26 protein-coding genes and 1 pseudogene are annotated in these 25020 nt (G+C 68.1%); 9 read left to right on the forward strand and 18 right to left on the reverse strand.

All coding sequences use genetic code 11. The features are described 5' to 3' along the window. Positions 1-51 precede the first annotated feature (51 nt). On the forward strand, positions 52-474 hold the full coding sequence (locus ACXKR8_RS02380; RefSeq protein WP_458271229.1) for a hypothetical protein: 423 nt from the start codon (positions 52-54) through the stop codon (positions 472-474). A 495-nt stretch (positions 475-969) separates the two neighbouring features. On the opposite strand, the gene ACXKR8_RS02385 is transcribed toward ACXKR8_RS02380, so the two are convergent. From ACXKR8_RS02385 to ACXKR8_RS02420, 8 genes are all read right to left on the reverse strand, one after another. Continuing rightward, on the reverse strand, positions 970-1437 hold the full coding sequence (locus tag ACXKR8_RS02385; RefSeq protein ID WP_458271230.1) for a hypothetical protein: 468 nt from the start codon (positions 1435-1437) through the stop codon (positions 970-972). A gap of 167 nt (positions 1438-1604) precedes the next feature. Further along, on the reverse strand, positions 1605-1754 hold the full coding sequence (locus ACXKR8_RS02390) for an LPXTG cell wall anchor domain-containing protein (RefSeq protein WP_458271231.1): 150 nt from the start codon (positions 1752-1754) through the stop codon (positions 1605-1607). 233 nt (positions 1755-1987) lie between these two features. Further along, positions 1988-2569: an RHS repeat-associated core domain-containing protein gene (locus tag ACXKR8_RS02395; RefSeq protein ID WP_458275281.1), complete on the reverse strand. Its 582-nt coding sequence runs from the start codon at positions 2567-2569 to the stop codon at positions 1988-1990. A gap of 15 nt (positions 2570-2584) precedes the next feature. Further along, positions 2585-3517, reverse strand: coding sequence for an IS3 family transposase (locus ACXKR8_RS02400; RefSeq protein ID WP_458266876.1), 933 nt, complete (start codon positions 3515-3517; stop codon positions 2585-2587). Continuing rightward, positions 3493-3783: a transposase gene (locus ACXKR8_RS02405; protein ID WP_458266877.1), complete on the reverse strand. Its 291-nt coding sequence runs from the start codon at positions 3781-3783 to the stop codon at positions 3493-3495. The genes ACXKR8_RS02400 and ACXKR8_RS02405 overlap by 25 nt, the downstream gene beginning before the upstream one ends. A 62-nt stretch (positions 3784-3845) precedes the next feature. Further along, on the reverse strand, positions 3846-4088 hold the full coding sequence (locus tag ACXKR8_RS02410) for a hypothetical protein (RefSeq protein WP_462100251.1): 243 nt from the start codon (positions 4086-4088) through the stop codon (positions 3846-3848). An 88-nt stretch (positions 4089-4176) separates the two neighbouring features. After that, on the reverse strand, positions 4177-5616 hold the full coding sequence (locus ACXKR8_RS02415; protein ID WP_462100252.1) for a hypothetical protein: 1440 nt from the start codon (positions 5614-5616) through the stop codon (positions 4177-4179). Continuing rightward, entirely contained in the window at positions 5613-6995 is a 1383-nt protein-coding gene (locus tag ACXKR8_RS02420; RefSeq protein ID WP_462100253.1) for a hypothetical protein, read from the reverse strand. Before ACXKR8_RS02420 ends, ACXKR8_RS02415 begins: the two co-directional genes overlap by 4 nt. Positions 6996-7600: 605 nt before the next feature. Between ACXKR8_RS02420 and ACXKR8_RS02425 the strand changes: the two genes are divergently transcribed. After that, positions 7601-7813, forward strand: a complete 213-nt coding sequence (locus ACXKR8_RS02425; protein ID WP_458271234.1) for a hypothetical protein — start codon at positions 7601-7603, stop codon at positions 7811-7813. Positions 7814-7999: 186 nt separating this feature from the next. On the opposite strand, the gene ACXKR8_RS02430 is transcribed toward ACXKR8_RS02425, so the two are convergent. The 4 genes from ACXKR8_RS02430 to ACXKR8_RS02445 all read right to left on the reverse strand — a co-directional run bounded on the left by ACXKR8_RS02430 (position 8000) and on the right by ACXKR8_RS02445 (position 12671). Next, positions 8000-8641, reverse strand: coding sequence for a hypothetical protein (locus ACXKR8_RS02430; protein WP_462100254.1), 642 nt, complete (start codon positions 8639-8641; stop codon positions 8000-8002). A gap of 77 nt (positions 8642-8718) precedes the next feature. After that, positions 8719-9795 carry a DUF4238 domain-containing protein gene (locus tag ACXKR8_RS02435; RefSeq protein WP_458271236.1) on the reverse strand — a complete coding sequence of 359 codons (1077 nt, stop codon included), beginning with the start codon at positions 9793-9795 and terminating at the stop codon, positions 8719-8721. Positions 9796-9882: 87 nt separating this feature from the next. Further along, entirely contained in the window at positions 9883-12024 is a 2142-nt protein-coding gene (locus ACXKR8_RS02440; protein ID WP_458271237.1) for a tetratricopeptide repeat protein, read from the reverse strand. A 272-nt stretch (positions 12025-12296) separates the two neighbouring features. Beyond that, positions 12297-12671, reverse strand: a complete 375-nt coding sequence (locus tag ACXKR8_RS02445; RefSeq protein ID WP_458271238.1) for a hypothetical protein — start codon at positions 12669-12671, stop codon at positions 12297-12299. Between the two features lie 177 nt (positions 12672-12848). On the opposite strand from ACXKR8_RS02445, the gene ACXKR8_RS02450 reads away from it, so the two are divergent. Next, positions 12849-13031 carry a hypothetical protein gene (locus ACXKR8_RS02450; protein WP_458271239.1) on the forward strand — a complete coding sequence of 61 codons (183 nt, stop codon included), beginning with the start codon at positions 12849-12851 and terminating at the stop codon, positions 13029-13031. Between the two features lie 68 nt (positions 13032-13099). Here the strand turns inward: ACXKR8_RS02450 and ACXKR8_RS02455 are convergent, their stop codons facing one another. After that, positions 13100-13375 carry a hypothetical protein gene (locus ACXKR8_RS02455; protein ID WP_458271240.1) on the reverse strand — a complete coding sequence of 92 codons (276 nt, stop codon included), beginning with the start codon at positions 13373-13375 and terminating at the stop codon, positions 13100-13102. Positions 13376-13483: 108 nt separating this feature from the next. Between ACXKR8_RS02455 and ACXKR8_RS02460 the strand changes: the two genes are divergently transcribed. Then, the gene (locus ACXKR8_RS02460) at positions 13484-13867 is read left to right on the forward strand and encodes a hypothetical protein (RefSeq protein ID WP_458271241.1); all 384 of its coding nucleotides are present in this window, start codon (positions 13484-13486) and stop codon (positions 13865-13867) included. A gap of 396 nt (positions 13868-14263) precedes the next feature. Here the strand turns inward: ACXKR8_RS02460 and ACXKR8_RS02465 are convergent, their stop codons facing one another. Beyond that, positions 14264-14806, reverse strand: coding sequence for a TetR-like C-terminal domain-containing protein (locus ACXKR8_RS02465; RefSeq protein ID WP_462100255.1), 543 nt, complete (start codon positions 14804-14806; stop codon positions 14264-14266). A 182-nt stretch (positions 14807-14988) separates the two neighbouring features. On the opposite strand from ACXKR8_RS02465, the gene ACXKR8_RS02470 reads away from it, so the two are divergent. Next, the gene (locus ACXKR8_RS02470; protein WP_458271243.1) at positions 14989-16191 is read left to right on the forward strand and encodes an alpha/beta hydrolase family protein; all 1203 of its coding nucleotides are present in this window, start codon (positions 14989-14991) and stop codon (positions 16189-16191) included. Positions 16192-16235: 44 nt separating this feature from the next. Then, a complete protein-coding gene (locus ACXKR8_RS02475; protein ID WP_458271244.1) occupies positions 16236-16919 on the forward strand; it encodes a TMEM175 family protein in 684 nt (227 codons plus the stop codon). A 641-nt stretch (positions 16920-17560) separates the two neighbouring features. On the opposite strand, the gene ACXKR8_RS02480 is transcribed toward ACXKR8_RS02475, so the two are convergent. Next, complete coding sequence (locus tag ACXKR8_RS02480) at positions 17561-18040, reverse strand: hypothetical protein (RefSeq protein ID WP_458271245.1); 480 nt, start codon at positions 18038-18040, stop codon at positions 17561-17563. A gap of 31 nt (positions 18041-18071) precedes the next feature. Between ACXKR8_RS02480 and ACXKR8_RS02485 the strand changes: the two genes are divergently transcribed. Together ACXKR8_RS02485 and ACXKR8_RS02490 are read left to right on the forward strand one after the other, a co-directional pair. After that, positions 18072-18329 (forward strand): hypothetical protein, encoded by a 258-nt coding sequence (locus ACXKR8_RS02485; RefSeq protein ID WP_458271246.1) that lies wholly within the window; start codon positions 18072-18074, stop codon positions 18327-18329. Between the two features lie 348 nt (positions 18330-18677). Next, entirely contained in the window at positions 18678-19895 is a 1218-nt protein-coding gene (locus ACXKR8_RS02490) for an LCP family protein (protein WP_458271247.1), read from the forward strand. 57 nt (positions 19896-19952) lie between these two features. Here the strand turns inward: ACXKR8_RS02490 and ACXKR8_RS02495 are convergent, their stop codons facing one another. Next, positions 19953-20123 (reverse strand): hypothetical protein, encoded by a 171-nt coding sequence (locus ACXKR8_RS02495; protein ID WP_458271248.1) that lies wholly within the window; start codon positions 20121-20123, stop codon positions 19953-19955. Positions 20124-20300: 177 nt separating this feature from the next. Here ACXKR8_RS02495 and ACXKR8_RS02500 point away from each other — a divergent pair, with 177 nt between their 5' ends. Further along, positions 20301-21701 carry an IS1380 family transposase gene (locus ACXKR8_RS02500; protein ID WP_458266600.1) on the forward strand — a complete coding sequence of 467 codons (1401 nt, stop codon included), beginning with the start codon at positions 20301-20303 and terminating at the stop codon, positions 21699-21701. 828 nt (positions 21702-22529) lie between these two features. Here the strand turns inward: ACXKR8_RS02500 and ACXKR8_RS02505 are convergent. Together ACXKR8_RS02505 and ACXKR8_RS02510 are read right to left on the reverse strand one after the other, a co-directional pair. Further along, positions 22530-23566, reverse strand: a pseudogene (locus ACXKR8_RS02505) (DMT family transporter). Between the two features lie 81 nt (positions 23567-23647). Beyond that, positions 23648-25006: a hypothetical protein gene (locus tag ACXKR8_RS02510; RefSeq protein WP_458271250.1), complete on the reverse strand. Its 1359-nt coding sequence runs from the start codon at positions 25004-25006 to the stop codon at positions 23648-23650. Between the last annotated feature and the right edge of the window lie 14 nt (positions 25007-25020).

Here is a 25020-nt window from a genome sequence, read left to right on the forward strand (position 1 = left end):
GGGTAGGAGGGACACGGGGGGCCGGTGGTCCACCCAACGGGAAGGCACCATGTGAGCAGTCCTGCCGCACCGAGCAACCGGAACGCCACACCTCCCCGGGACGCGGTGGTGGAACGGTTTCCCGAGGCGGGCGCCACCCACTGGAGCCTGGAGGGCACCACTGTGCTCGTACTCCAGGGAGTCCTCGACCGCCGGATGGAGAACTGCCTAGGCGCCATCGCCCGCAGCGCTCGCCACGCACAACTGCCGCTGGTGGTCGACCTGTCCGCCGTCACCCGCATCAGCGTCGACATCCTCGCCCTGCTCCTGGACGCCCACGCCGACCCCGGCCTGACCTTCGTCCCGCCCCTGCCACCCGCCTTTCTCACCCTGACGGAGATGACCGGCACCAGCACCGTCTTCGCCGTCCTGCCCGCCGATACGGATCCGGGACCGGGCGATCACTTCCCGGCCGGTATGCGCGAGACGCGGTGAGGGAGACGAAGCAGACCAGATGGGGCACAGCTGCCTCCGGCGCAGTCTCCCTGCGGTCGTGACCAGGCACAGGTCCTACGAGTACGCCTCGGGCGGCCACAGACCCAGGCCCCCAGGGGTATTCGTCGATGGTCCGCGCGGTCTCGAACCCGCCCAAACGCTGTGGACGCCTGGGCGTTGCTCCCGGGATACTCCCTCGGCAAGCACTGCAATCGGCTGATCCGAGCCGCGGACAGTCGGTGCCTGACAAAGGAAGGATCGTGACGCCATGACGAGGCACCTCTAGCCGCCCGCCCGGAAGGACCGGGAGCACGGGCGGCGGGTTCCGAAAGGAACGAGATGTCGCGCACCGACAAGACCAAGCCGCTCTGGGTACGTTACGGGCAGACAGCGCACCCGTGGTGCGCACCATCGGTGCGGTGCGGGTGCCTGGTGCGCACCGGCGGTCCGCACCAGGTGCGGTGCGTGAGGTCACCGGTGCGCACCGGCTGAGTTTCAGCGCACCCCGCCGCCGCGGTTCTGGCCCTGCTGCCCGCGCTCCTGCTGGGCGCGCATTGCCGCCCGCCTGTCGGCGGCGGCCTGCTTCGCCGCGCGGGCCTTGGACTGCTCCTCCGTACGGATCTCCTCCTCCCGGGCGCGCTGATCGGCCGGCATCCGGTCCCGCAGCTCCCGCTCCGCGCGCAGCACCCAGGCCGTGCCGCGCGCGGCGTCGACCGCCACCCGGTGCCGGACGGCGCCGGGCTCGCGCTGCTTGGCGGTGCTCGTGGTGTCGGCCACGAGGGCGGCCGCGTCCTGGTCCTGGACCTGCTGGGCGGTGAAGTCCTGCGCCAGGAGAGCGGCCTCCACCGTGGCGTGCTCGGTGGCCGCCTGCTGCTCCGCCCGCCGCAGCAGCTCGGGGGCCTCTGTCACATGGCTGGCCGCCGACGCCTCCAGGCTGGCGGCGCCGGCCTCCAGGGTCTTCACGTACCCGAGCACCTCCCGGCGCGAGACCTCCCGGCCTGACCCCCGCAGGGCGGTACCGCCGCGGATGAGACCGTTACCGTCCGCACCCCGACAGACCGCCCGAAAAACCTAACCAGCAGCGCCGGAGGATAAGGAACAAGCCAAGGTCGATCAAATGCACGGAAAGGTTATTTTTTTCTTCTTGCGAAATAGAATATAACAACCAGCAAGAAACCTATCCCCAATAGGGTAAGGAATGAAGTGTCATACGAGCTGGGAGGCGGCCTGAAGGCAGCTATTTGCATCGCACTCCTATCAAACTTCTCCGCGTCCGCCATTGTTTATAATTCTCGTGTAGATAAAATAGCATGCACCTCCGCCGAGTACTGCGAAGCTGGCTGGTATGGCACCCCCAGCGTAGTGGCCGGTGATGAAGTACTCGACCGCCAAGAGGGCGGATGCCAGTACGCAGGTGGCGGCAATGTAGAAAAGTACGCGTATTAGCAAATTGACTCCCGAGGGAAAGGGGCGGAGCATCCGCAGGATAGCTCCGCCCCGGGATGTTGCGCAGTCAGTCGTTCAGTTGCTTTTCTGCCGCCGTGGTGCCGGCGTCGGCTGCCACGGCGAGTACACCGCAGTAGGCAGCCCCCGCTGCAATACTCGCACCTGCCGTCTCCGGGGCGCCAGCTGCTGCCGCGACGCCACAGAGGGCCCCAACTCCTGCTCCAACGACTATCCCAGTATCGTCATCCAAAACGCCCTGAGCGTCACCGTTGAGAGTGTCGACGGCAACTCCGATATAGTCTGCCGCGCCGCCAATGTCGTCGATAAAGTTCTGTCCGTTGGGATCGTCGCGATTGACCGGGTTTTCGCCTGCATAGGCGTAGAGGTTGGCTTCCTTACCGCTGGGGTCGGTCTGGGTGAAGCGGGTGAGGGTGGGGTCGTAGTAGCGTGCGCCCATTTTGTACAGTCCGGTCGGGTCGAGGTAGGCGCCGGTGTAGCGGTAGGGCTGGGGGATGGTCTGGGTGGGTGTGCCGCGGCTGGCGCCGGTGGGAGTGTAGCTGTAGGTGGAGGTGCGTGTGCCGGTGTTGTCGACGGTGCCAAGGACGGACCCCTGGGCATCGGTGAGGTAGTAGTATGGAGGCCGACCGATTTCGAAGACAGTCTTTTATGCTGCTAGTGCTGCGCTTAGTGTGGACCCACTCTCGTATTCATAGGGAGATAGGTAGCCGAGCTCACGTTGAATCCTGTGTCGATTGTAGTAAGACTCGGTGTATTCAAATATTGCACTCCCGACCTGCTTTATTGTTGTCCACACGTGCAGGTGGATCAATTCCTTTTTCAGGGTTGCGTTGAACGACTCTGCTGCGGCGTTGTCGAAGCAGATCCCCGTCTTTCCTACCGAAGGCAGGATTCCGCTGTCAAGACATTGGTCGCGAAATTTACTACCGGTGTACTGACTGCCACGGTCTGTATGCATGACGACTTCACCCTGTGCCGGCTGGCGATTTCGGATCGCCATGTCTAGCGCCTGGATCACCATGTCTTCGCGCATGTGGTCAGCGACCGACCAGCCGATGAGCTTCCGCGAATACCCGTCGATGACTGTCGCCATATAGGCCCAGCCTTCTGCGGTGTGAATGTAAGTGATGTCACCGTACCATATCTGGTCTTTCTTTTCCGGGACGAAATTCCGCTCGACGAGGTCCACCAGGCCGCGCCTGTTCGCCGGATCCTGGACGGTGGTGGCCTTGTAGGGCCGTGGATGGATGCACGCCAGCCCAGCGGCCCTGGCCAGGCGTCGGACGCGCTTGGGTGACACGCGCTCGCCCTGGCGGGCCAGCTGCGCGTGTATCCGGTCGATCCCGTAGCGACCCCTGTTGACTTTGTCGATAGCGATGATGAGTCGGGTAAGTTCGACATCGCGTCGTGCGTGTGCGGACTCCTCACGGCGGATCCACGAGTAGAATCCGGTACGCGATACGTCCAGCATCTTGCACATGAAGTTGATGGGATATATGAAGCGGCGTGGCTTGCCGACCTGCTCGTCGTGGACTTGCAGGATGAAGGCGAACTTTATTGGTTCTGGCTCGCAAACCACGCCGCTGCTTTTTTTAGGAAGTCCCGCTCCATGCGGAGCTTCCGTACTTCGTCTTCGAGTTCCTTCATATGGACGCGCTCGTCGATGGTCAGCGGCTTGTCTTTGATGCTTCCGCTCCTCTTCGCGGCATTTACCCAGTTTCCTAGGGTTCCCTCGTTCAGACCGAGGTCCCGGGCAATCTCAGCCACGGGCCGGCCGGAGCTCACCACTAGCTCTACGGCCTCTGCCTTGTACTCCTGGGTGTACTTCTTCCGCTTTGAAACCATCGTGCACTTCCCACTTGACACTTGAGTGAACTACTTCCAGTGTCCACGAAAGTGGTCGGGGTTCACGGTCCCGCAGCTTCCCGTTCCGCGCGCAGTGCCTGGACCGTGTCGCGGGCGGCGTCGACCGCCGCCCGGTGCTGGACGGCGCCGGGCTCGCGCTGCCGGGTGGTGCTCGTGGTGTCGGCCGCGAGGGCGGCAGTGTCCTCGTCGCGGAGCTGCTGGGTGGTGAAGTCCTGCGCCAGGAGGGCGGCCTCCACCGTCTCGTGCTCGGTGGCCGCCTGCTGCTCCGCCCGCCGCATCAGCATCAGCTCGGGACCCTCTGCCTGGTTGCTGGCCGGTGACGCCTCCAGGCCGTCGCGGATCTTGCTGGTCCCTGCCTGGAGCGGAGGGGATTCAGGTCGGTGGTCTCCACTGGGGTGTCCTGATGGAGTGTCCAGGAGGCGGCCATGGGATGGGTGGTCCCTGGGACTCGGCGGTGACTCTTTCGATGCGTGCGGCGAGGTCGCCGTGGAGCGGTGAGAAGCGGCTAGCCAGGTTCATCCCGAAGGGAAGGACGGGCGGCAGGCGATATGTGTGCCACAACTCGGTGAACTCGTCGGCGGCGGTCGGCTGGTCGTCGAGCCATCCGTGCAGAACGCCGTAGCAACCTGCGTGAAGAATCGAGTCGAACTGGGGGCCGATCTTTTTCGATTTCCCGCCCGCGGTGATGGTGTCGAGGTAGGTGTGGATGCGCAGATCTGCGGCGCCTGTCGTGTGCGCTCCCGCAGATTTCAAGGCCAGTGCATCTTGCCAGGTGTGCAGGAGGTTGTCGGGGCGCATGTGGGCGTAAGCCTGTCCACGCTCGACGGTTACCACCTGGCTGAGGTCAGTTGTGCCAAAGCGGGATGCGAAGAAGAATGCGTTGTCGACTCCTGCTACCAGGGGGCTGTACCCGAATCCGCCCATCATGTTGACCTCAAGAAGCCCGGTGGCGTGACCTGGGCGGGCGCCGACAGCTGTGCGCGCTGCGTGCGAGCTGAGGCCGGTCCCGCGTCTTTGCGAGCGTGACTCGCTGCGCGTGGTCATCCCATCGCTGCGAATCAGCAGGAAGTCGAGCTCGGTGATGCCGGCCTGCCGCAGCGCTGTGCCGTGGAGGGGGATGATGCCCCGGTCGGTGGCGACGTAGGGAACCGCATGCACCACCCCGTCGCCCTGACCGGAGTTGTGCATGTCCTCCTCCCAGAGCGCTGATCTCCAGCGAACCGGTGCCTGCGGGCCGTCCTGCGCGATCGTGATGAGCCAGGCGATGTGATCAGCCAGGGCGTCACGGCGTACCGCGGAGAAGACGTCGGTGGGGTATGTGACGAATCCATCGCGGGTTAGGCGAAGCTCGGCGGAGCCGGCGTGGTCGCTGATGCTGATGATGGGCTGCCTGAGCTGTTGCTGGGGAGTCATCACATTGCGGTCGAAGTTTCGGTGCAGTGAGACGACCCGGATGCCATTGACGAAGATGTGGGATTTGTACGATTCTGGCGACGGGGCCCACATGACGTCGCCATATGGTGGGACGGACAGGCGGCGCCACCTGTCGGAGGATTCAGCGGGCACCAGGGACGCGAGTGCGCTGTCGAACCAGGTGATCCGGCTGTCGTGGATGTGTCCGCGCAACACGGGAGGCTGTGCGTGCTGGAACCAGTCCCAGGCCCCGGGATCCTCGATCAAACGGCCTGCGTCAGCTGCGCCGAGTCTGACCCTGAGCGTGGTGCCGATCGGGGCCCGGCAGTACGTGATCTCGGTGTCCTTGGCGTGCTCGGCTATCCGAAAGCACAGCGCCCGGTCTTCGGCCGCACTCATATGGCGAGTGATGACCTGTACTTCTGAGCCCAGAAGGAAGGCGGCCAGCACTCCGATCCGAAACGTCCGATCCTGGGCCGCTGTACGCGGGTCTGCGCGGTGCGTCGAGCGGGATCGTCGGCCGGATCGTAGGAGCCGCCGACAGTCAGAAAGTGCTCCCGGACGACCTCGGATGTCATGCCGACGCCGGTGTCCCGTACTTCCAGCCAGTGACGCCAACCGCTGGGAGTGGCCACAGATGGAGCACTGAGGTCGGACGAGGGGGTCGTCCCGTCGGTGACTGTGATGGTGATGGTGCCTTCATCGAAACGTTCCTCGTCGGGCCGACCCGATCGACTCCGGGTGATCGCCTGCCGTGCCCAGACTGCGTCCAGCGCATTCTGCAGCAGCTCGCGGACCCCGGCTTCGGGGTGATCGCCGTACAGGGGCCTGACCAGGAGCGGAAGGATGCCCGCGACGTTGAGGGCGAGCTTGCCCAGATGGGGGTCGAAGGGTAGGGCGTTGTCGCTCACATACTGCTGCGGATCGTCAACGCTGCTGCGGATCCGCGGGTGGCGCAGGCGCAGTGCCGCGTCCCGCCCAACGAGGTAGTACTGCGCCAGTGCTGCCGCGCACTGGTCGATGCATTCGCGCAGCTGCTTCACTTCCTGGCGTACTGCCTCCAGCGCCCGCGGGTTGTCCGGCACACAGACCAGGCGCAGCGCCTCTGCCTCGTCCTCGCTTTCCAGGTGCACGTCCGCGACCTCCTGTCGGACGTGTTGGAGCGAGCCGGGCGCGGTGGGTGAAACACGGGCGGGGACGATCACTCCGTCGTCGTCGATCTCGAGAAGGCGGCTCATCTGCAGCGCCGCCCTCAGGAGTACAGCCAGATACAGGACACGGCATCCTGCCACGTACTTCACTCCCGCCAGGCGCTCGTAGCAGCGCTCCGCGAGACGGTGACTGGGTTCGTGAAGGGTGCTGGCCAGTGCGGCAGTCACCTTCCGAAAGCCGGCGAACGGTTCAGCAGTCCCCGCCAAGACCTCTGCCAGCACCCCGGTCCGCTCAGAGGCCGACGTCAACAGTGGGGCGTGGCATCCGGAGAAGATCGCGATGGCTGCAAGCTCGGGACCTCGCAGGTCATCCGAGAGAGCCGACAGTGCGCGAACATCCGGTTCGGAGCCCGCTCGCGTCCCCACCTGTTCGGACCAAGCCTCGGGAGATGTCGACTTGAGACCCTCCACGAACTGGACCCACGCCTGCTGTACCGCCATGTCTTGGCCCACGAGGGCGGCCAGCGCGGCAACCCCGAGCAACTCTTGGGCGGCGACCTGGGCGGTGAGGACGAGAAGAACGATCGCGTCACGGGCGGACAGGCTCCCCAGCGCTTCAGGGTCCACCGCAGCCACAATGAGTCGGAGCACTTGCTGGACCCGCTGCCGAAACCGCCAAGGCCCGTCGGCCCGGCCCGCTTGGCCAACCTGCTGCTCGTAGTGAAGCAGAAGAGACCGGGACGCGGACCGGCAGTGGGTCGAGGCATTGAGCAGGAGGGCCAGCTCGTCTGGGATGAGGGACCCGTCCATCCCAGCGCCCTCGTCGTTCACTCGCCGCACGCCACTGCTGGACGTAGCGGCCATCTCCGAGGCTGCCTTCGCGCGTAGTTCCAGAAGCGGCTCGGACGCCGTGCGCAGTGCCCCTGACAAGGCGATCACGGTTGCCTCACTCGGCAGCGAAGGGCCGTTCAATGCACGACTGGCGGTGGTATGACCCACACCCGCGTGACGTTCCAGAGCCACCATCGACAAACGACGCACTCCGCGCAACTGGCGAAGCCGCCCCTTTAACTCACCCAGGGCCGACCTCTGCCCACTCTCCGCCACTCCCACGCCGCCCCCTCATTCCCAGCACCAGATCTTCGTTCATCTTCATTCACTGCGAACGCCGGTGTACCCGAATTGGGTCATCTTCCTTCCAGACCCACTCCTCGGACCGGACAGGAACCCCGATGACCGCCACCGCCAGCACGCTCGCCCTGAGCGTCCTCACCCTGATCACCGCGGCACTACTCGCTCTAGTGGCCGCCATCGCGGCCGCGGCGCTCGCCCGGATGGACGGCAGCACCATTCCCATGGCACTCGCTCGCGCTGGAAAGACCTTCGCTGGCACCCTCACCCTGCTCACTGCGCTCGTGGCGCTGGGCGCCAGTATCCTGAGGTGAGAACTGGAACAGAGCTGAAGGTCCGCCATCCGCCCCCTCTCCTTGGGAAATGACAGGGCCCGATGAGTCCGCGGGGGCCGAGAACCGGGCCCCACTGGATCAAAATCCCTCCGCCTGGACAGAATCGGTTGACTGGGCGAGCTCCGGCTCGCGGTGCGCGCGGTCACCGGTGCGCACCGGCTGGTTTCAACGCACCCCGCCGCCGCGGTTCTGGCCCGGATGCCCGCGCTCCTGCTGGACACGCTGTGCCGCTCGCTCGTCTGCGGCCACCTGCTTCGCCGCGCGTGCCTTGGACTGCTCCTCCGTACGGATCTCCTCCTCCCGGGCGCGCTGATCGGCCGGCATCCGGTCCCGCAGCTCCCGCTCCGCGCGCAGCGCCCAGGCCGTGTCGCGCGCGGCGTCGACCGCCGCCCGGGTGCGGACGGCGCCGGGCTCACGCTGCTGGGTGGTGCTCGTGGTGTCGGCCACGAGGGCGGCAGCGTCCTGGTCCTGGAGCTGCTGGGCGTTGAAATCCTGGGCCAGGAGGGCGGCCCCCACCGTGGCGTGCTCGGCGGCCGCCTGCGGCTCCGCCCGCCGCAGCAGCTCAGGAGCCTCTGCCACATGGCTGGCCGCCGACGCCTCCAGGTCGGCGGCGTCGGCCTCCAGGGTCTTCGCGTGCCCGAGCACATCCCCGCGCGAGACCTCCCGGCCTGACCCATCACCATCGCCTCCGGCCTGGTCCTCGCGGATGAGGCCGGCGGCCTCCAGCTTCCCGGCCTTGGACATCCGCAGCGTGCCCGCAAGCTCGCACAGCCGGGCCGCCCGCGCCTTCACCGGCTGCGTCGGCACGACGGCGCGACTGGGACCGGCCTTGCCCCCGTTGCCGTTCGCTGTGCTGGGCGATGAATTCTGCTGGGAGCGGTGGGTCACGGACGCGGACTCCGGCGGCCGCGGTCGGCCTCGGCGGTGGGGGTTCCGGTCCGGCCGGTCACGGGTGGCGAGTCGGTGGAGCGGGTGGAGTCGGAGCGTCCCCCGAGGGCGAGGTATGCCTTCACGATGGGCTCCAGGCCGCTGCGGGGGCGCAAGTAGACGTGCTGGACCGCCACCTCGATCTGCATCGCGTTGAGGCGGGACACCGTCCGGGTTGGGAGGGTGGCGATCTCGTCATGCGGCGATCGGCCGACGAGCAGGTGCTTGGGGTCCAGTGGGAGGACAACGGCGCCGGAGTCTCCCAGTGCCATCATCCTGTGTTGGATCTTGTCGCCGAGGTCTTCGAAGGTCATGGCCGGAACGTCGCCGAGAAGGTACTCCCCGGTCTCGGGGCTGAGGATCCGCAGCCCCGAGCCGCGGATGATCTTCCTCGCCTGCTCGAAGTTCTCCTCGATGCGCACGCGGAGATCCGCTCCGTTGCTGTAGCTGTAGTCGTCCAGATGGAGCTGAAGGAGCTCGTCCGCCGCTGCCAGCAGGCCCCCCGGGCCGATGGGATGCCGACCGGTGCGGCGGAAGGTCTCTTTGCGCAGCGCGTCGGCTTTCTCGGTGAGCAGCTTGGATCTGATCTTTGCGAGCGAGTCGGTGACGATCCGGCGGTAATGGTCGCGGTAGTACCGGGAGCGGATCCAGTGCAGGGCGATGAAGTCCTTCAGCACTTCGACGTGGCGGTCGTCATCGAAGACGTCCCCGCGCACGGCTGCGGCGGCCGCGACCGGCAGGAGATTCTCGACCTGCCCCCAGACCGCTTCCAGCGAGGCCGAGGCGAACGGCACGAAGTCCCGCACCATGCCGCATGACTTGATCGCCTTCAGTTGGTGATGTCGGTCCGGCTGGTCGAGATTGAACTGCTGGACCCGATGGCCCTGGCCGTCGTCGACCGCGAACCGCTTGAGCAGCACCTGGGACACGACGTGCTGGTTCTTCACCGGGGGCGCGGTCTCGGTGCGCCGGGCCTCGATGCGGGCCTGCCATTCGGCGTCGGCCTTCGGGTCTTGCAGTGACGGCGTGTTCATCCGTGCAGTCTCCCAAGGAGGTGGCCAGCAGGGGCCGGTATTGGTGGGCGAGGCCGGATCCGAACCGGCACAGCCGAAGCGGGGGCTTTATGGGCCCTTGGGCTCTCCAGTGCCCAGCTCGCTGATGCGAGGCCCGTCCCGGTCTACTACCGCCCCCACGGCAGCGGCAGCCGCCTCCTTGTGCGCTGGCTGGTGCGCACCTGGCAGTCTGAGCACACACAGGTCCTCCGCAGCCACGTCGAGGTGCTGGACGGCAACGGACTCGAAATCAGGGCTCGGGGAACTCACCACCAGCTGGACCACCGACTCGGGCCCGGCCGGCCCTGGCTGAGCCCGTCTCCTACATCTCCCATGGTTGGGAGGACTGCCGTCTGCTTCGAGGCCATACCTGCGCATGAGGCGGTTGCGCTCGGTGTCCTCGTGGGCCGCGAGGTCCCAGAGACCGGGACAGGAGGCAGCGTCAGCAGCAAGGACCGCGAGCCGCCAAGCATCCTCAAAATCGCTACCATCAATCCGGATTCGGACCAAGGCTTGCAGGCCATCCGAGTTCCCGCAGTCGGCGGCTCGCTGGTACCACTGCTCGGCTTCGCTCATGTCCCCGGCTGATTTCCGCTGGTCCGCGTACATGAGCATTGCGTTGGACTCTCCGCTTTCCGCGGCCCGTCGGTAGACGTCCAGGGCGATCTCCGGGTGCCCGGCGTGTTCATGCATCTCGGCGAGGCACAACCAGGTCTCGGCGGCTCCCTGCGCAGCGGCTTCGTGCAGGAACGCCTCGGCCGTGTCCCACTCACCGGCCTCAGCGCGCCTCCAGGCCAGCGATATCAGCGCTTGGGGCTCACCGGCGCGGCCGGCCTCGAAGAGGAGCCGTTCGACTCCCTCATCGTCACCGTTCTCCTCCAGCAGTAAGGCAAGAGGGAGCACGGCCGTGCTCTCGCCGGCGGTCAGTGCCCGACGCAGGAGGGTTTCGGCGCTCTGCCAGTCCCCTGCGTCCTTGTGGTGGCCAGCCAGGATGTGGAGCGCTTGCGTGTCGCCCAGTTCGGCGGCCCGTTGGTGGAGGGCTACCGCTCCTTGGAAGTCCCCGTTCTGTTTCCGTTCCACGGCAAGCCGGAAGATGGCTCGGGTGTCACCAGCGTCGGCGAGGCCTTGGAGGAGTTGCTCCTTCAGGTCGCCCTTGGTGAACGAGGTGAGCTCGAGTACGGCGTCAAGGCTCCCGCGCTCGGCGGCCCGGAGTTGGAAACGGTGGGCTGCGGCCGTGTTCCCCGCGAAGAGCGCGAGGCGGCCCAGCTCGATGAGCGGATCGCACCCCCCGCTTTCTGCTGCTTTGCGCAGCAGATCAGCAGCGTGGCGAAGCCGCCACATGTTGGTGGCAGCGTTCGCCAGCGCCACAAGTCCCGTGGCCGAGTCCAGGTGGGAGGCAGCGGCTTCCCAGAAGGCTGAGGGTGGGCAGATCCCGCGCCGCAGACGGCGCCCATGGTGGTCCAGATAGTCGGTCAGCCGCCACACCCCGGGCTGGCGGCCCATCCCGTCAGCCCGCGGCACCGCTTCGAGCGGGGCCGCCACGCGCTGGACCTTCTCCCGGGCCACGGCAAGAGCGCCTGAGAACCAGTCCTCCTCGGCGGCCGCGCGCTGGTCGTCGTCGAGGTAGCCGGGCGCGGCGTCGCGCAGAAAGTCCTCGGGCAGCGGTCCCGCCCAGCCCAGACGGGTGGCGTCCATCGCGGCCGTGACCAGCGCGCGACTGTAGCAGTGCGGAGGGTGTACAGCGCTGGTGTAGCGGTCCAGCAACTGGACGCCGGCTGCCAGGGTCTGGGTGATCTTGCCGATCGGCGCAGTGGTCCGCGCCTCCGCGAGAGCCGGATCTCCGGCCGCTGCGGTGGTGAGGCTTCGGAGTGCGTCTTCCGTGAACTCAGAGGGGACGTCGACCCGTTGGGCACGGTGCAACAGCGCCCTGCTGTGGTAGTGGGGATCATCGCCCAGCGAGGGCGGCGGCGCGGTCAGTTTGTGGTAGGCGTCGTCCCACAAGGTGGCAAGGATGACCGCCGGACCCTGGAGGCGGTTCAAGCAGGACAGCAGCGCCGCAGCCAGGGCCTCTCCCTCGGGGCCGCCCAGCAGTCTGTGTGCGTCGTCGAGCAGGAGCACGACCCGGTTCTCCAGTACGCCCGCGTCCAGGATCTGCAGAACACTGGCAACGCTCTCGGAACGGGCCAGCTGCCAGTCGGCCAGCTCCGGCACCGCTTGGAGGGCCTCGACTGCGGCCCGCGTCTTCCCGGTACACGACCCGCCGCGCAAAACCACCAGGGCGCCTGCGGGGCCGCCTGCGGCGCACCGCAGCGCTTGGCGCAGTCGACCATCGTGAGGGCGCTGAATGTAGGCCGGAAGGACGAAACCCGGGTCAGCGTCGGCGATGCCAGAGATAGAGGGGTGGACGCCCAGACGCTGCGCGGTCCAGGAGCCCACCGGGCGTGGCATGTCGCTCAAATGCCACCATCTCGCGGCCGTTGCCCTCACTTCCAGGCGAGCAGATGCCTCCTGGCCCCGCTGCACCAGCCCCGCCTCGTGCTGCTGACGGGTGAGAACCTGCCGGTGGCGTTCCCGCCAGGGGGTGTCTCCACGAACTGAAGTTCACGTGCGCTCAGGCCGGCGCTTGAAGCCGCCGCATGGATCGTGGCGAGCACGACACGCAACGCCTCGGCATCCGCCGGGACCGCCTGCCCCTTGAGCCATGTGTCCACCGCCTGGTGGGAGACGTCGGCCGCGCGCGCCAGGTTCCGCAAGCTGGGCCGCACATCGGCAGGAAGCCGCGCCAAAAGCCCCGCCACCCGCTTCAGGTCCCGGAGGAAAAGGTTCCTCAGCACCTGCGCGTCCCGCTCCGCGCCCACGATCGCCCCCTTACCTCGACCGCCGGTGTCCACTCCGCCCGGTGGACACAGGCCAGGCTAGGCGAAACGTCCAGGTCAACGCAGACAAACCGACAACTCCTCCAGACCCCTGGAGAGACAGCCCGGTGGACAGCGAGCGTCGGTCACGTCCCGCTCCCCACTCCCGAGGATCCATCCATGTCCCTGCCCGACGCCCTGCTCTCCCTGCTGACTGCCCGCGCCTTCACCGCTCTCGCAAGCCTGGTCGCAACAGTTCTCGTCATCGCGCTGATCGCCAGGCAGACCCTGCGCGGCGCTAACCCGGAACACAGGCCCGCCATCATCAAAGCACTCGCCGAACTCGCCCGCGCTCTCCGGTGACCGGTCACGGCGCCAGCGCACCGATTCGGTGCCGACGGGACCCAGGCCCGATCTGTCCCCGCGCCGCATCATTGCCGGTCCTCGATCAGGGCGATGATCCTGCTGCGCAGCGGTTCGGAGAGTCCGGCGTAGCGGGCCTGGAGTTCCGCCCGGGTGGCCGCGGGCCTGATCCCCGAGGACGGTGGCGCAGTCTGGGCGGCGGGCCCGGCGGGGCCGCGCTGGATCACCGCGCGGCGTGGCGCGGGCGGCGATGTCTGGGGTGGGGCCTGGGTGCCGGGCGCGGGCTGCCTGGAGCACTGCGCCCGCCGCCAGCTCTCGCCGAGCTCTGCCCAACCGCATGGCACGCATTGTCTACCTCTGACGCACCCCCCCCCGCAGGTCATTGGCCAGCGACCCGACGACGAACGTCTCCCTGATTCAGGGTGCCCCTCAAAGGAGGCGCAGGGTCCGGTTTGGTCGGCCGGTTCCTGGGCGGCGAGGCGGGGCTGGTCTCGCACATAATCGGCGTAGTTCAGCAAGTGGCCGTGCCGGGCGTTGCGGAAGTCGTCGTCGGTGAACGCGCGGTCAGTGCCACCGAGTCGGGCGTTGACCAGGCCGATCTGGGAGTCGACGGCGAGCGGGGCACCGAGGTCGCCGACGACGCGCTGGACGGAGCCGGGCTCGAAACCGGCGCGGACTGCGGTCTCCAAGGTACTCAGGTCACGCGACCGGTGCCGGCGGCCTCGGCGAGCATGTCCACGAACATCCTGCGGGCGGCGGGTGTGGCGGCCGGGCGTCGAACTGCCGCAGGATCTTCTAGACGGTCTGGCGGACCCCGGCGCTCCCTGGTGATCTGACCATCGCGCCCCTGATCTGGCATTTTTTTTGCCGAAGCACTCCGCTGAGACTCTGGGGGATCCCTCGCCCGAAGGTGGGAAAAAGTTTCCCCTCGGCGAGGGAATCCCCTCCCAGGAGGGTCTATGAGCAGACGTCATGACAACGTCGCCCAAGGAGGACTGCACGTGGTTTCCAACCACGGCGACACAGCCGGTCCCGCACCCATATCGCCGTCGTGCCACCCGGATTGCTCGCCCGGGCGATCTGCGCGGTCAGAGACGGGACCTGCCCACCAGAACGAGGGTGAAGCGACAACGGACACCTCGACAGCTGAAGCAGACGACGAAACAGCCCGAGCATGCCCTCCGATCACGCTCGCACACCGGGAAGCACCAAGATCACCGACAGAGTCAAGCCTAGGCGATGATGGCCGCAAGGATCTTGTCGGTCAGCCGGTCCAGGTAGTCGGGCGCAGTCGGCGCGTGCACCACCGCCAGCCGCCAGTAGAGCGGGCCGGCCAGCAGGTCCAGTGCGAGGTCGCGATCGACGTCGGCCGGCAGCTCGCCGCGCTCGATCGCCCGTTCCAACATTCCCATGGCCCGGGCCCGGCGGGGATCGCGCACGGCGGCGCGGAGGGCCTGTGCCAGCTCGGGGTTGCGGGTGCCCTCTGCGAGCAGGTCGGGGGCGATCCTCGCGGGGAGCCGGTGGCGCAGCGCGGCGGCGGCGTCGGCGACGAACGCGAGTACGTCCCCGCGCAGGGTGCCGGTGTCGCTGATCTCGACTGCGCTCGACACGACCTGCGAGATCAGGGCGATGGTCATTGCCGGTTTGGAGGGCCAGCGTCGGTAGATGGCGGCCTTGCCCGCACCGGCGCGCTTGGCGACGGCCTCAAGGGAGAGCCTGGCGTAACCCACCTGGGCCAGTTCCTCGAAGAAGGCGGCCGCGATCGCCTCGGTCACCGAGTCCTGGAGGACCGGTCCTCCAAGGAGCCTTCGTTCGGGGGGCTGCGGTGCGGGTGGGCTCGCCATGCTCCGAAACTAGCACGAGACGGAACGGTTGCGTCTCGACTGGGTGGCCGGTAGCGTCCCTCCCATAGTCGAGACGCAACCGTTCCGTCTCGCCAAAGTTCCGGGAGTGCGCCATGAAGTTCTTGTTCGACGACGAGTCGTTCTCCTTCGAGACGCTGCGGGCGGCGGGGTTCGCCAACGAAGGCGGCTCCGACCTGGGCGAGGTCCTGGCCACCGCCCGCAACATCGGCGAGGGCGACGAGGATGCCTGGCTGCGGGAGTGGAAGAACACCGCGCAGCGCGTCCATGCCATCGGCAGCCGCGCCCTGGCGGCCGGGCACCGGGTCAGTGCCCGCGAGGCCCTGCTGCGCGCCTCGAACTACTACCGCACCGCCGAGTTCTACCGCCGCGACGACCCCGCCAACGACCCCGAGGTCAAGCTCCTGTCCACCCTCTCCCGCGAGACCTTCGCCCAAGCCGCCAGCCTCATGGACAGCCCCGTCGAGGCCGTGCGCATCCCCTACCAGGACACCAGCCTGCCCGGCTACCTCTTCCTCGTCGACAACTCGGGCACCGCCCGCCCCACCGTCATCTTCACCAGCGGCTTCGACTCCACCCTGGAGGAGGCCTACTTCGTCGTCGCCGCGGCCGCGCTGCGCCGCGGCTACAACGTGCTGGCCTACGACGGCCCCGGCCAGGGCGCGGCACTGCGCGAGCAGGCACTGGTCTTCCGCCCCGACTGGGAGGCCGTGGTGACCCCGGTGGTCGACTACGCCATGACCCGACCCGAGATCGCCCCCGACCGGATCGCCCTGCTGGGCTACAGCCTCGGCGGCTACCTCACCGCCCGCGCCGCCGCCCACGAACACCGCCTGGCCGCCCTGGTCCTGGACGACGGCCTCTACAGCTACCACGACGCCAACACCCGGATCATGCCCCCCTTCCTGCGCGAGTGGGTCGAGACCGGGCGCGACGACCTCGCCAACCCCGTGGCAGGCCTGCTCATGACGAGCAGCACCCAGGCCCGCTGGGCGCTGCGCAACGGGGTGTGGACCTTCGGCGCCACCTCGGTGGCGGACTACATCCGCCGCACCACCGACTACACACTCGACGGCGTCGCCCACCTCATCGACTGCCCCACCCTCATCCTGGGCGCCGAGAACGACCAGTTCTTCCACGGCCAGCCCCAGCGCGTCGCAGCCGCCCTGACCTGCCCGCACACCCTGATCACCCTCCCCGAGGCCGAAGGCGCCGGGGAGCACTGCCACATGGGAGCGATGTCCCGCTTCCAGCAGACCACCTTCGACTGGCTCGACGCCACCCTGCCCACCGACTGACCGACCGACTGACCCACGGCGCTGACCACGAGGAACGCAACGACATGGACCACGCAGCACGACCAGGACAAACGCCCGAACGGCTCGGCTTCTTCACCGACGCGGTCTTCGCCATCGCCATGACCCTGCTGGTCATCGAGATCCCCCGCCCGGAGGGAGAGGACTTCGGCACCACCGACGGCAACTCCAAGTCCCGGGCCGCCGCCCACCTGTGGCACTTCCTCATCCACGAGGCGGGCTCCTTCTACTCCTACCTGCTGGCCTTCCTCGTCCTGTGGATCATCTGGCGCCAGCACCACACCATGCTCGACCGGATCAGCCACGTCGCCGGCCCGATGATGCTGCTCCACTTCCCCCTGCTGCTGCTGACCGGCTTCCTGCCGTTCGCCACCACGATTATGGGCCACTACCCGGACAACCCGCTGGCCGCCCTGCTCTTCGGCCTGGTTGTCCTCCTCCTCATGCTCTGCCGCTCGGGCATCCAGACCCAGGCGAGCCACAACGGCGTCCTGTCCTCACCCGCCCAGGAACCGACCCAACGGCTCGACAGCGCCATCTCCTGGCTGGTCACCGCCTACTGGGGCCTGACCCTCCTCCTCGCCTGGTGGACTCCATGGGTCCAACTCCTTTGGTTCCTCTCCGGCGCCATAGCCCAGGCCCTCACCCTCCTCCTGCGCCCCCACCTCGCCAAAACCCAGCCCCACCCCACCCCCCTCGCCACCGGATAGCTCCCGCCCAGACAGCGCGGTGGGCAGGCAGCACCCGGCAGTGAACACCCTCGGAGACAGTCCACCCGCGAAGCGCTTGCCGCCCCGTCCGGGCCGCGGCCTCCCCGCATACCGGGCCTTGTCCTTCGCGGTCGCGGGCCAGCCGGTGCGGTCCGGATGTGACAGTGCCTCACCAGGCGGCGGACGCCCCAGCAGGACGGCGCCGCAGAGCCGCGACCGGGGACGGCGAATCGATTCTGCACGCCGACGACACCCCGGTCTTCACCCCGCTCGCCGAGCAGGGCCGGCGCGAAAGACGCACACTGCCGGGGTTATCGGTGTCCTTTCAGATAAATCTGGGCGGAAGGTTGAGAAAGGTCGCGATAATGATCTTTCATGGCTACTGTTACATTCTCGGTTCAATTCGCCGGTTTTGGTCGGTCCGGTGCGGGGATTCGATATCTAGTGGTCATACCGGGGATCCATGGGGGATTCGATTAGATGTTCGGCAGCTGGCTGGCTACTTTGACCTGATGTTCTTTGACCTGGGGGGTCGCTAAAATGGTTGACTTTCGTAAGCACAAGGTGGGTGTCCGGGTTACGGGCGCGGTTCTCGCAGTTGGCTCGGTGGCTGGTGTGATCGGGGCGGTGGAGGGTCTGCCTCAATTCGTGGGGCAGGTCAGCCACGTGTTCGCGCATGGGTCCGCGTCTCCGGGACCGGTCGCGCAGTCCTCGGGGGCGCCCGTTGCTCCGCCGACGACTGCGTCGCCTGCTTCGCCGACGGCCGTGCCCACGGTCTTACCCACCGTTGACAGCAACGGGAATGGCGGCTCGGACGGTTCTGTCGGCCAGACGTCGTCCGGGTCGAGCGGTACTAGCGGGTCCGGCGCAGGTTCCGGGACGAGCGGCACGACGGGGACGAGCGGCACGACGGGTTCGACCACGGGCAGGAACTCCAACGGCGGCTCCCCCGGCACCTCGAACCAGGGCTCGACAGGATCGAGCGGCACGACGGGGAAGTCCGGTGGCACGGGCACGAGGCCCAACACCGGGGGGAACTGCCCGGACCGGCTCGTTGCACCGGCGGAACCGGCTTCCACGAGCTTCCAGATCGAGGCCGACGTCACATGCACCGTCGCCAACGGCAGCAGGCTCTACCTCGTCTCGGAGATCTTGAATGCCGACGGCCACGGGCACACCGAGTACTACCTGGTGACGAAGTGGAACATCAGCACGACGCAGAGGACGCCGCAGTACTGGCAGTCGAGTGCCTCTACCGGCACGGTGCGCACGTACTACCTGATCAGTGTGAGTCCGGCTGATCTCGCGCAGATCCAGAGCAGCGGCAACACCGCCTCCGACGGCGGCTACTTCTCGCTGAACGGTGCTCCGGTGGTTTCCAACGTGCAGACCACAAAGACCAAGGGGTAACACGCGTAGCACCGGAGACACGGAGCCCGACCCAGGGATGCGGCCCCTGGTCGACACCGAATTCGGAGGAGGCCCCCGCCGTGGCGGGGGCCTCCTCGGTGATGACCGTGATGGTCGGGTCAACGGGGATTCAGTGGTCCAGCTCAGCCGGCCATCACTCCAGCCGCCGGGGGCAGGTGAGCCCACCGCGGTGCCCGCGGCTCGGCGTACTCGCGCTATCGGTCGCCGCAGCGACCAGCGCCAGGGCGGCCACCCTCCCGATCCAACGGCGAGTGGGAACGCATGTTTCATATGAGACTATCGGCCATCGCAGGGAGGGTATCCCTCTAGTCTGAAGGACGTTCGAGCATGGGTCGTGAGGACAACGAGGAGGGCGTGAAGACGCCTTCCGGGGGTGAAGAGAACGCGAACTGGCTGCTGAAGGGCGGCACGGCGGCCGATGCCCAGCACGGCGACGAGAGCGGCGACGAGACTGAGCCGGCGCCGGCACCTGCACCAGCGTCCGCGAAGTCCGGTCGCCGCCGTCGGAGGCTGAGCCGCAAAGGCAAGATCCTCTGGGGCGTGGCCTGGGCAATGCTGTTCCTGCTGGTCGGCAGCGCGGGCATCGGCCTCTGGGTCTACGCCCATCTCAAGGGCAACATAGCCACGGTCGACATCGACCACGCCCTCGGTCCTGACCGTCCCGCCCCGTTGGCCGTCGGCGGGGAGGACATCCTGCTGCTCGGCTCCGACTCCCGAGCCGGCGCCAACGGCACCTTGATCGGCGACGACACGGACGACACCCCCGGCGCCCGCTCGGACACGGCGATGGTGGTACACATATCCGCCGGAGGAACCGAGGCGGTAGTGGTGAGCATTCCACGCGACACCCTGGTACCCCGGCCCGCCTGCACCACCGCCCAGGGCACGAACATCCGGGCCGCGAAGCAGGTCATGTTCAACTCGATCTTCTCGGTCGGCGGTCCCACGTGCACGGTCAAGGCCGTGGAGGCACTCACCGGGCTGCGCATGGACCACTTCGTCCAGATCGACTTCTCCGGGTTCAAGAACCTGGTGGATGCCCTCGGCGGGGTGGACATCACCGTCGAACAGCCCATCGACGACCCGTACACGCATCTGCACATACCCGCAGGCACCAGCACGCTGCACGGCACCCAGGCCCTGGAGTTCGTACGCACCCGCTACAGCGTGGGCGACGGCAGCGACCTGGGCCGCATCCAGCTCCAGCAGCGGTTCATGCTCGCGGTGCTGACCAAGGTCCAGCAGGAGAAGTCGCTCAGCGACCCGATCAAGCTCTACCGCATCGCGGACGCCGCGACCAAGTCGCTGACCACCGATTCCGATCTGGGCACCCTTTCCGGACTGCGGAAATTCGCCGGCAGCATGAAAGGACTGGACAGCAGCAATCTGCAGATGATTCAGCTGCCGGTGGTCTACGACCGCGCCGACCCCAACCGGGTACTCCCCGCCACAGCCACGGACCGCGCACTGTGGACGGCGCTGCGGACAGGGCAGCCGATCCCCGACAGTGCGACGGACTCCCCCGCCCACGGCACCGTACCCTGACCGCTGACCGCTGACCGCTGACCGCTGACCACCGTTGGGCGCCCGTGGCCAACAGGTTCAGCGGAAGAGCTCCGTCTGGACCGCGTCGGGCTGCTCGATCAGCGCGGTGAGGCTGGCCGGCAGCTCGTCCTGCCAGGCCAGTGCGCCGCTCTCGCGGACCCTGGTCATGCTGCCAGGACAAAGCGAGAGCGAACGGGGCGCGGTCTTGTGGTCGCGAACGGCGACCATGCCGAGCACGGTCGTGGGAACGCCGCCGTAGACGCCGCCACAGACGGGGCACTGAACCCGAATCCACCGATGAATGACCTGTCCGAGGCCTGGACATAACGACGCGGATGCCCTCTGACCTGGGACGATGGGACTTCCTACAGAACCAAGTCGCCAGAACGAGAGAACATCCGCGAGATGCAATCCTGCCATGCCGCCACAGCGGTTTCCGCCGTCTTCGACGAGCCGAACCTGATCGCCGATGCCGGGCTGCTGTCGCTGGTCCGGCTGGCCGAGCGGGCCGGCCTGCGGCAACTGGCCGCGTCCGCGCTCCGCATCGAGGGCGCCGACAACAGCGGCGGAGCCAACCCGGCCGCCAAAGTGATGTCGCTGATCAGCGCGATGTGCGCGGGCGCGGACAGCATCGACGACGCGGCGCGGCTGCGGCACGGCGCGATGGACCGCGCCTTCACCTCGGTCCGCGCGCCCTCCACCCTGGGCACCTTCCTGCGCTCCTTCACCCACGGCCACAACCGCCAGCTCCACCGCGTTCACCGCGACTTCCTGGCCCGACTGGCCCGCAGCACCCCACTGCTGCCCGGCGCCGACACACTGATGTTCATCGACATCGACCCCACCCACCGCCGCGTGTACGGCCACGCCAAGCAGGGCGCGCAGGTCGGCCGCCTCAAGGGCCAGCGCACCCTGCACCCGATCCTGGCCACCCTGTCCACCCCGATCGCCCGGCCCGTGATCGGCGCGGTCCGCCTGCGCCGCGGCAAGGCCGCCGACGTCCGCGGAGCCGAGAGCTTCGTGAGCGAGGCCCTGGCCATAGCGAAGGAGACCGGCGGCACCGGGATCCGCCTGGTCCGCGCGGACAGCAAGTTCTACACCGCCGACGTGGTCGCCGCCTGCCGCCGGGCCGGCGCCCGATTCTCCCTGACCACCGGCATGAACCCCTCCATCGCGGGCGCGATCTCCCGCATCCCGCAGGAGTCCTGGACGGCGATCCGCTACCCGGACGCCTTCGTCGACCCCGACACCGGCGAGATGGTCTCCGACGCCGAGGTCGCCGAGATCCCCTACACCGCCTTCACCGGCCGAAGGAAGTCCGAGCACGTCACCGCCCGGCTGATCGTGCGCCGGGTCCGCCGATTGAACGCCGAAGTGGCCCAGGGTCAGGGCGAGTTGTTCACCGCCTGGCGTTACCACCCCGTCTTCACCGACAGCTCCTTCGCGGTGCTGCAGGCGGAACTGCACCACCGGCAGCACGCCGTGGTGGAGCAGGTGATCGCGGACGGGAAGTCCGGGCCTCTGGCCCACCTGCCGTCCGGGAACTTCCAGGCCAACGCCGCGTGGCTGACCCTGTGGGCGATGTCGCACAACCTGCTGCGGGCCGCCGGTGCGCTGACCTCGGTCTTCCACGCCAAGGCCACCACAGCGACCCTGCGCGCCCACCTGGTCCACGTCCCGGCCCGGCTCGCGCGCACCGCGCGCACCAAATTGACGGTGCATCTGCCCGAGCACTGGCCCTGGCGCGACGCCTTCACCGCCCTGTTCGAGGCCGTCCACTCCCCACCGCCGCGCCCGGCGGCCTGACCGCCACAAGATCCCGCACCGCGACGGCCCGACGGCCACCGGCGACAGCGCCACCAACCGCTCCCGACCCCGCACAACCCCTCGGACAGGCCGCGACCCGCGCACGGCGGCTACCGCACACCCTCAACCTGTTGCCCCCAGCGGCCGACCGTCCACGGGCAGGAGAGCAACCCCGAAATGATCAGCCGGTGGATTCGGGCTGAATGCGTGGAAGCCTGGCCATCGGACGATGCTACTGCGATGCCCGCCTTTCCCCGCCCGGTCGGTCACGTGGCTTCGACGAACAGGCGCGTGTCGGGGTCTACTGACGCCGGCGTTTCAGGGTGACGGTGGTGGGAGATCGAGGGAGAGCCCGGTCCCGGTAGTGAAGCCGTTGAGGAGGTCGGGGCGCCACTGCAGTCGTTTGAGTCAGGCGATGCTGCGGGCGGACAAGCAGCCGGGCCGCCTTGGTCCCCTCAGGTCGCGGACCCGGCGGCGGCTCCCGTCGCCGGGTCCGCGCCCCAGCGGGCGAGGGCGGCGTCCAGGTCCAGCCAACGGCAGCCTCCCCGTCTTCGACGAAACCGACCTCGCCCGCACGCGTCGGCCGCCACCCACGGCCTGGACGCTACCGAAACCCTCGCCAGGATCGCCACCGTCCTGCACGAACACCACGACGGAGGGCCAGCGACGACACCGCGCTGCTCGCCCTACGTGTCCCACCCACCAACTGAACCCGCCAACTGAACCCACCGCCTGGGCACAGCTGCGACGGGCTCGTCCGGTCAACCTGCCCGACCGGCAGAGCCCCGCCCCGTCGATGGACTGCGTTTGCGCCGGGGCCTTGCCGGTTCAGAACTGCTCAATGGGTGAACCAGGTGCCGAACGGGTGGAGTTGGTCTCGTCTGTCGCCTCCGTGTCCTCCGTTGTCGCCTCCGTCCCCTCCATCGTCGCCTCCGTGTCCTCCGTCGGCTTCGTGCCGATCCGGCCCGCCACCGTGCGACCCCAGGTCGTCCCGGCCAGCACCAGGACCGCGCCGCAGATCCCGACCGGCCCCGGTCGCTCGCCGCCGACCACGATCGCGCACACCGCGGCCCAGAGCGGTTCGGTGCCGAGCAGCAGACTGACGCGTGAGGGCGACGTCCGCCGCACCGCCCAGGCGTGCACGAACATCGCGAACACCGTGCACATCAGTGCGAGGTAGAACAGGTCCCCCACTGGTTGACGCTGAATGATTCGGCCAGGGCGAGCGGCGACGTTCCGGTGAACGGCGAGATCACCAGGAAGACCAGCAAGGACGCGCCGAGCTGCAGAAAGGTGAGCGAGAGCGAGCCGGTCCGCCGCACCGAGCGCATCCGGTAGATCATCAGCAGGTGGACGGTGCGGGCCCCCGCAGCGATGAGGATCAGCAGGTCGCCGAGGGACGGGCGGGTGAAGCCGCTGCCCTGGGTGAGCAGACACACGCCGACCACCGAGATCGTGGCCGCGGCCATGAAGGCGTGCGGGAGCCGCGTCCTGGAGAGCCGGGCCTCGGCCACCGGGGTGATGATCATCGTCATGCTGATGATCAGGCCCGCATTGGTCGCCGAGGTGTGCACCACCCCGTAGGCCTCCAGCATGAAGACCGCGCTCAGCATCGCCCCCAACACGGCGCCGCCGCGCACCTCGGCCCGGGTCAGCTGCGCCAACTGCCGCCGGCCGGCCACGAAGAGGACCGGCAGCGCCGCCAGGAAGCGCAACGCCAGCAGTGCGACCACGGTTCTCTCGGTGGCGATGCTCTTGGTCGCCAGGTAGCTGGATCCCCACACCAGCGCCACCAGGAGCATCGGCAGGTCGTACATCAGGAGTCGGCCGGCGGACTGCTGCCGCGTAGAGGCGGACCGGGACATCGAAGCCATCCTTGGATCGGAGACGTACGGGGGGACGGGAGGCCGCGTCGGCGGCCTCCCGTCATCATGGCGCGGGCGCCGTCAGTCCGCGGTGGCGTGCAGGGCGCAGCCCACGAACGCGCCGGTGGACATGTTGATCACGCCGACGTTGGAGTCGACCGTGGTCGCCCGGGCGATCACCCCGCCGTAGCCGTTGACCATGGTGAACACCCCCCAGGCCACGTTCCACGGCACCGGCTCGCCGTCCTCGCCCGGGAACAGCTCGGGCACCGGGCGGATCCGCCGCTGAAGCACGAACGCGCCGTCCACCGCGTCCTCCAGCTGCTGCCGCCACAGCTCGGGGTCGGTGTCGTCGTGCCAACCGAGCAGCACGCCCTGGCCGCCGTGCAGCAGCGTGGGCTTGAGGGCGAGCTCGTCCTGGTGCTCGATCGCGTAGGCGAGCAGGTCCACCCTCTCGCCGTCCTCGAGGGTGACCTCGCCGCGGCGCACCATCCGGGTCCACGGCAGGATCCGGGCCAGGCTCTCCCGCTCCTCGGCGGTGAAGAGGTGCTGGTTGAGCTCGTCCGAGAGCATCGCCAGCGCACCCTTGCTGGCGAAGAGCTCCGAGTCCATCGGGGTGAAGATCTTCACCTCGCCGCGGGCGGCGGCGTCCAGGACCGGGTCCATCAGGGCTGGTGCCTCCGGGGACTCCAGCAGGTCCTCGATCAGGAACAGCCGGTAGACCACGTCCACCGCCCGGTCGCCGAGCCAGACCCGGCCGTCGTGCACCTCCAACTGCCCGATGTGGCACGGATGGGCGTCGAGCCCGAATTCGCGCCAGCGCTCCGCGTAGTGGGCCATGTAGGGGCCCAGGGTCTCGAAGCTGCTGGGCCAGTCGGTCAGCGCGACGACCGGGCGCGAGTCCGGGGCGAGGCCGCACTCCACGATGACGTTGTTGACCTGCTCCCGCATGGTGTCGACGTACTCCAGGCCGTGGGCCTCGGCGAACCCGCCCAGCACCGGGTGGTCCAGCAGGGCCCGGCACATGTCGGCGTTGTCCATGCCGCCCACGGTGCTGCCCATGTTGAACTCCAGCAGCCGGAAGCCCGTCTCGTCGGTGTACAGGTCGGCCCGGGCCTGCATGGTGACCGAAGTCCCCCGGCTGCGCATGATCGCCGAGACCTGGATGTCGGTCATGCCCACCGCCTTGGCGAAGGCGGCGAGGTCGCCGCCGTGGACCCGCTCGGGCAGGCTCTTCAGTGCGCTGTGCAGGTTGAGCAGGTCCGCCTCGAGCTGGATCCGTTCGGCACGGCCCAGGAACACCGGGCGGGCCAGGTAGCGTCCCATGTACTGGGCCTGGAGCAGCTTGGATTCCGGCTGGACGCCGACGAGCTCGTCCGGCTTGGCGCCCTGTCTGACGACCTCGGCGGTGTACGCGGCGGTGATCTCTTCACGGTCCATCGTTGTCTGGCCTC

This window comes from Streptacidiphilus sp. PAMC 29251 (assembly GCF_054208735.2).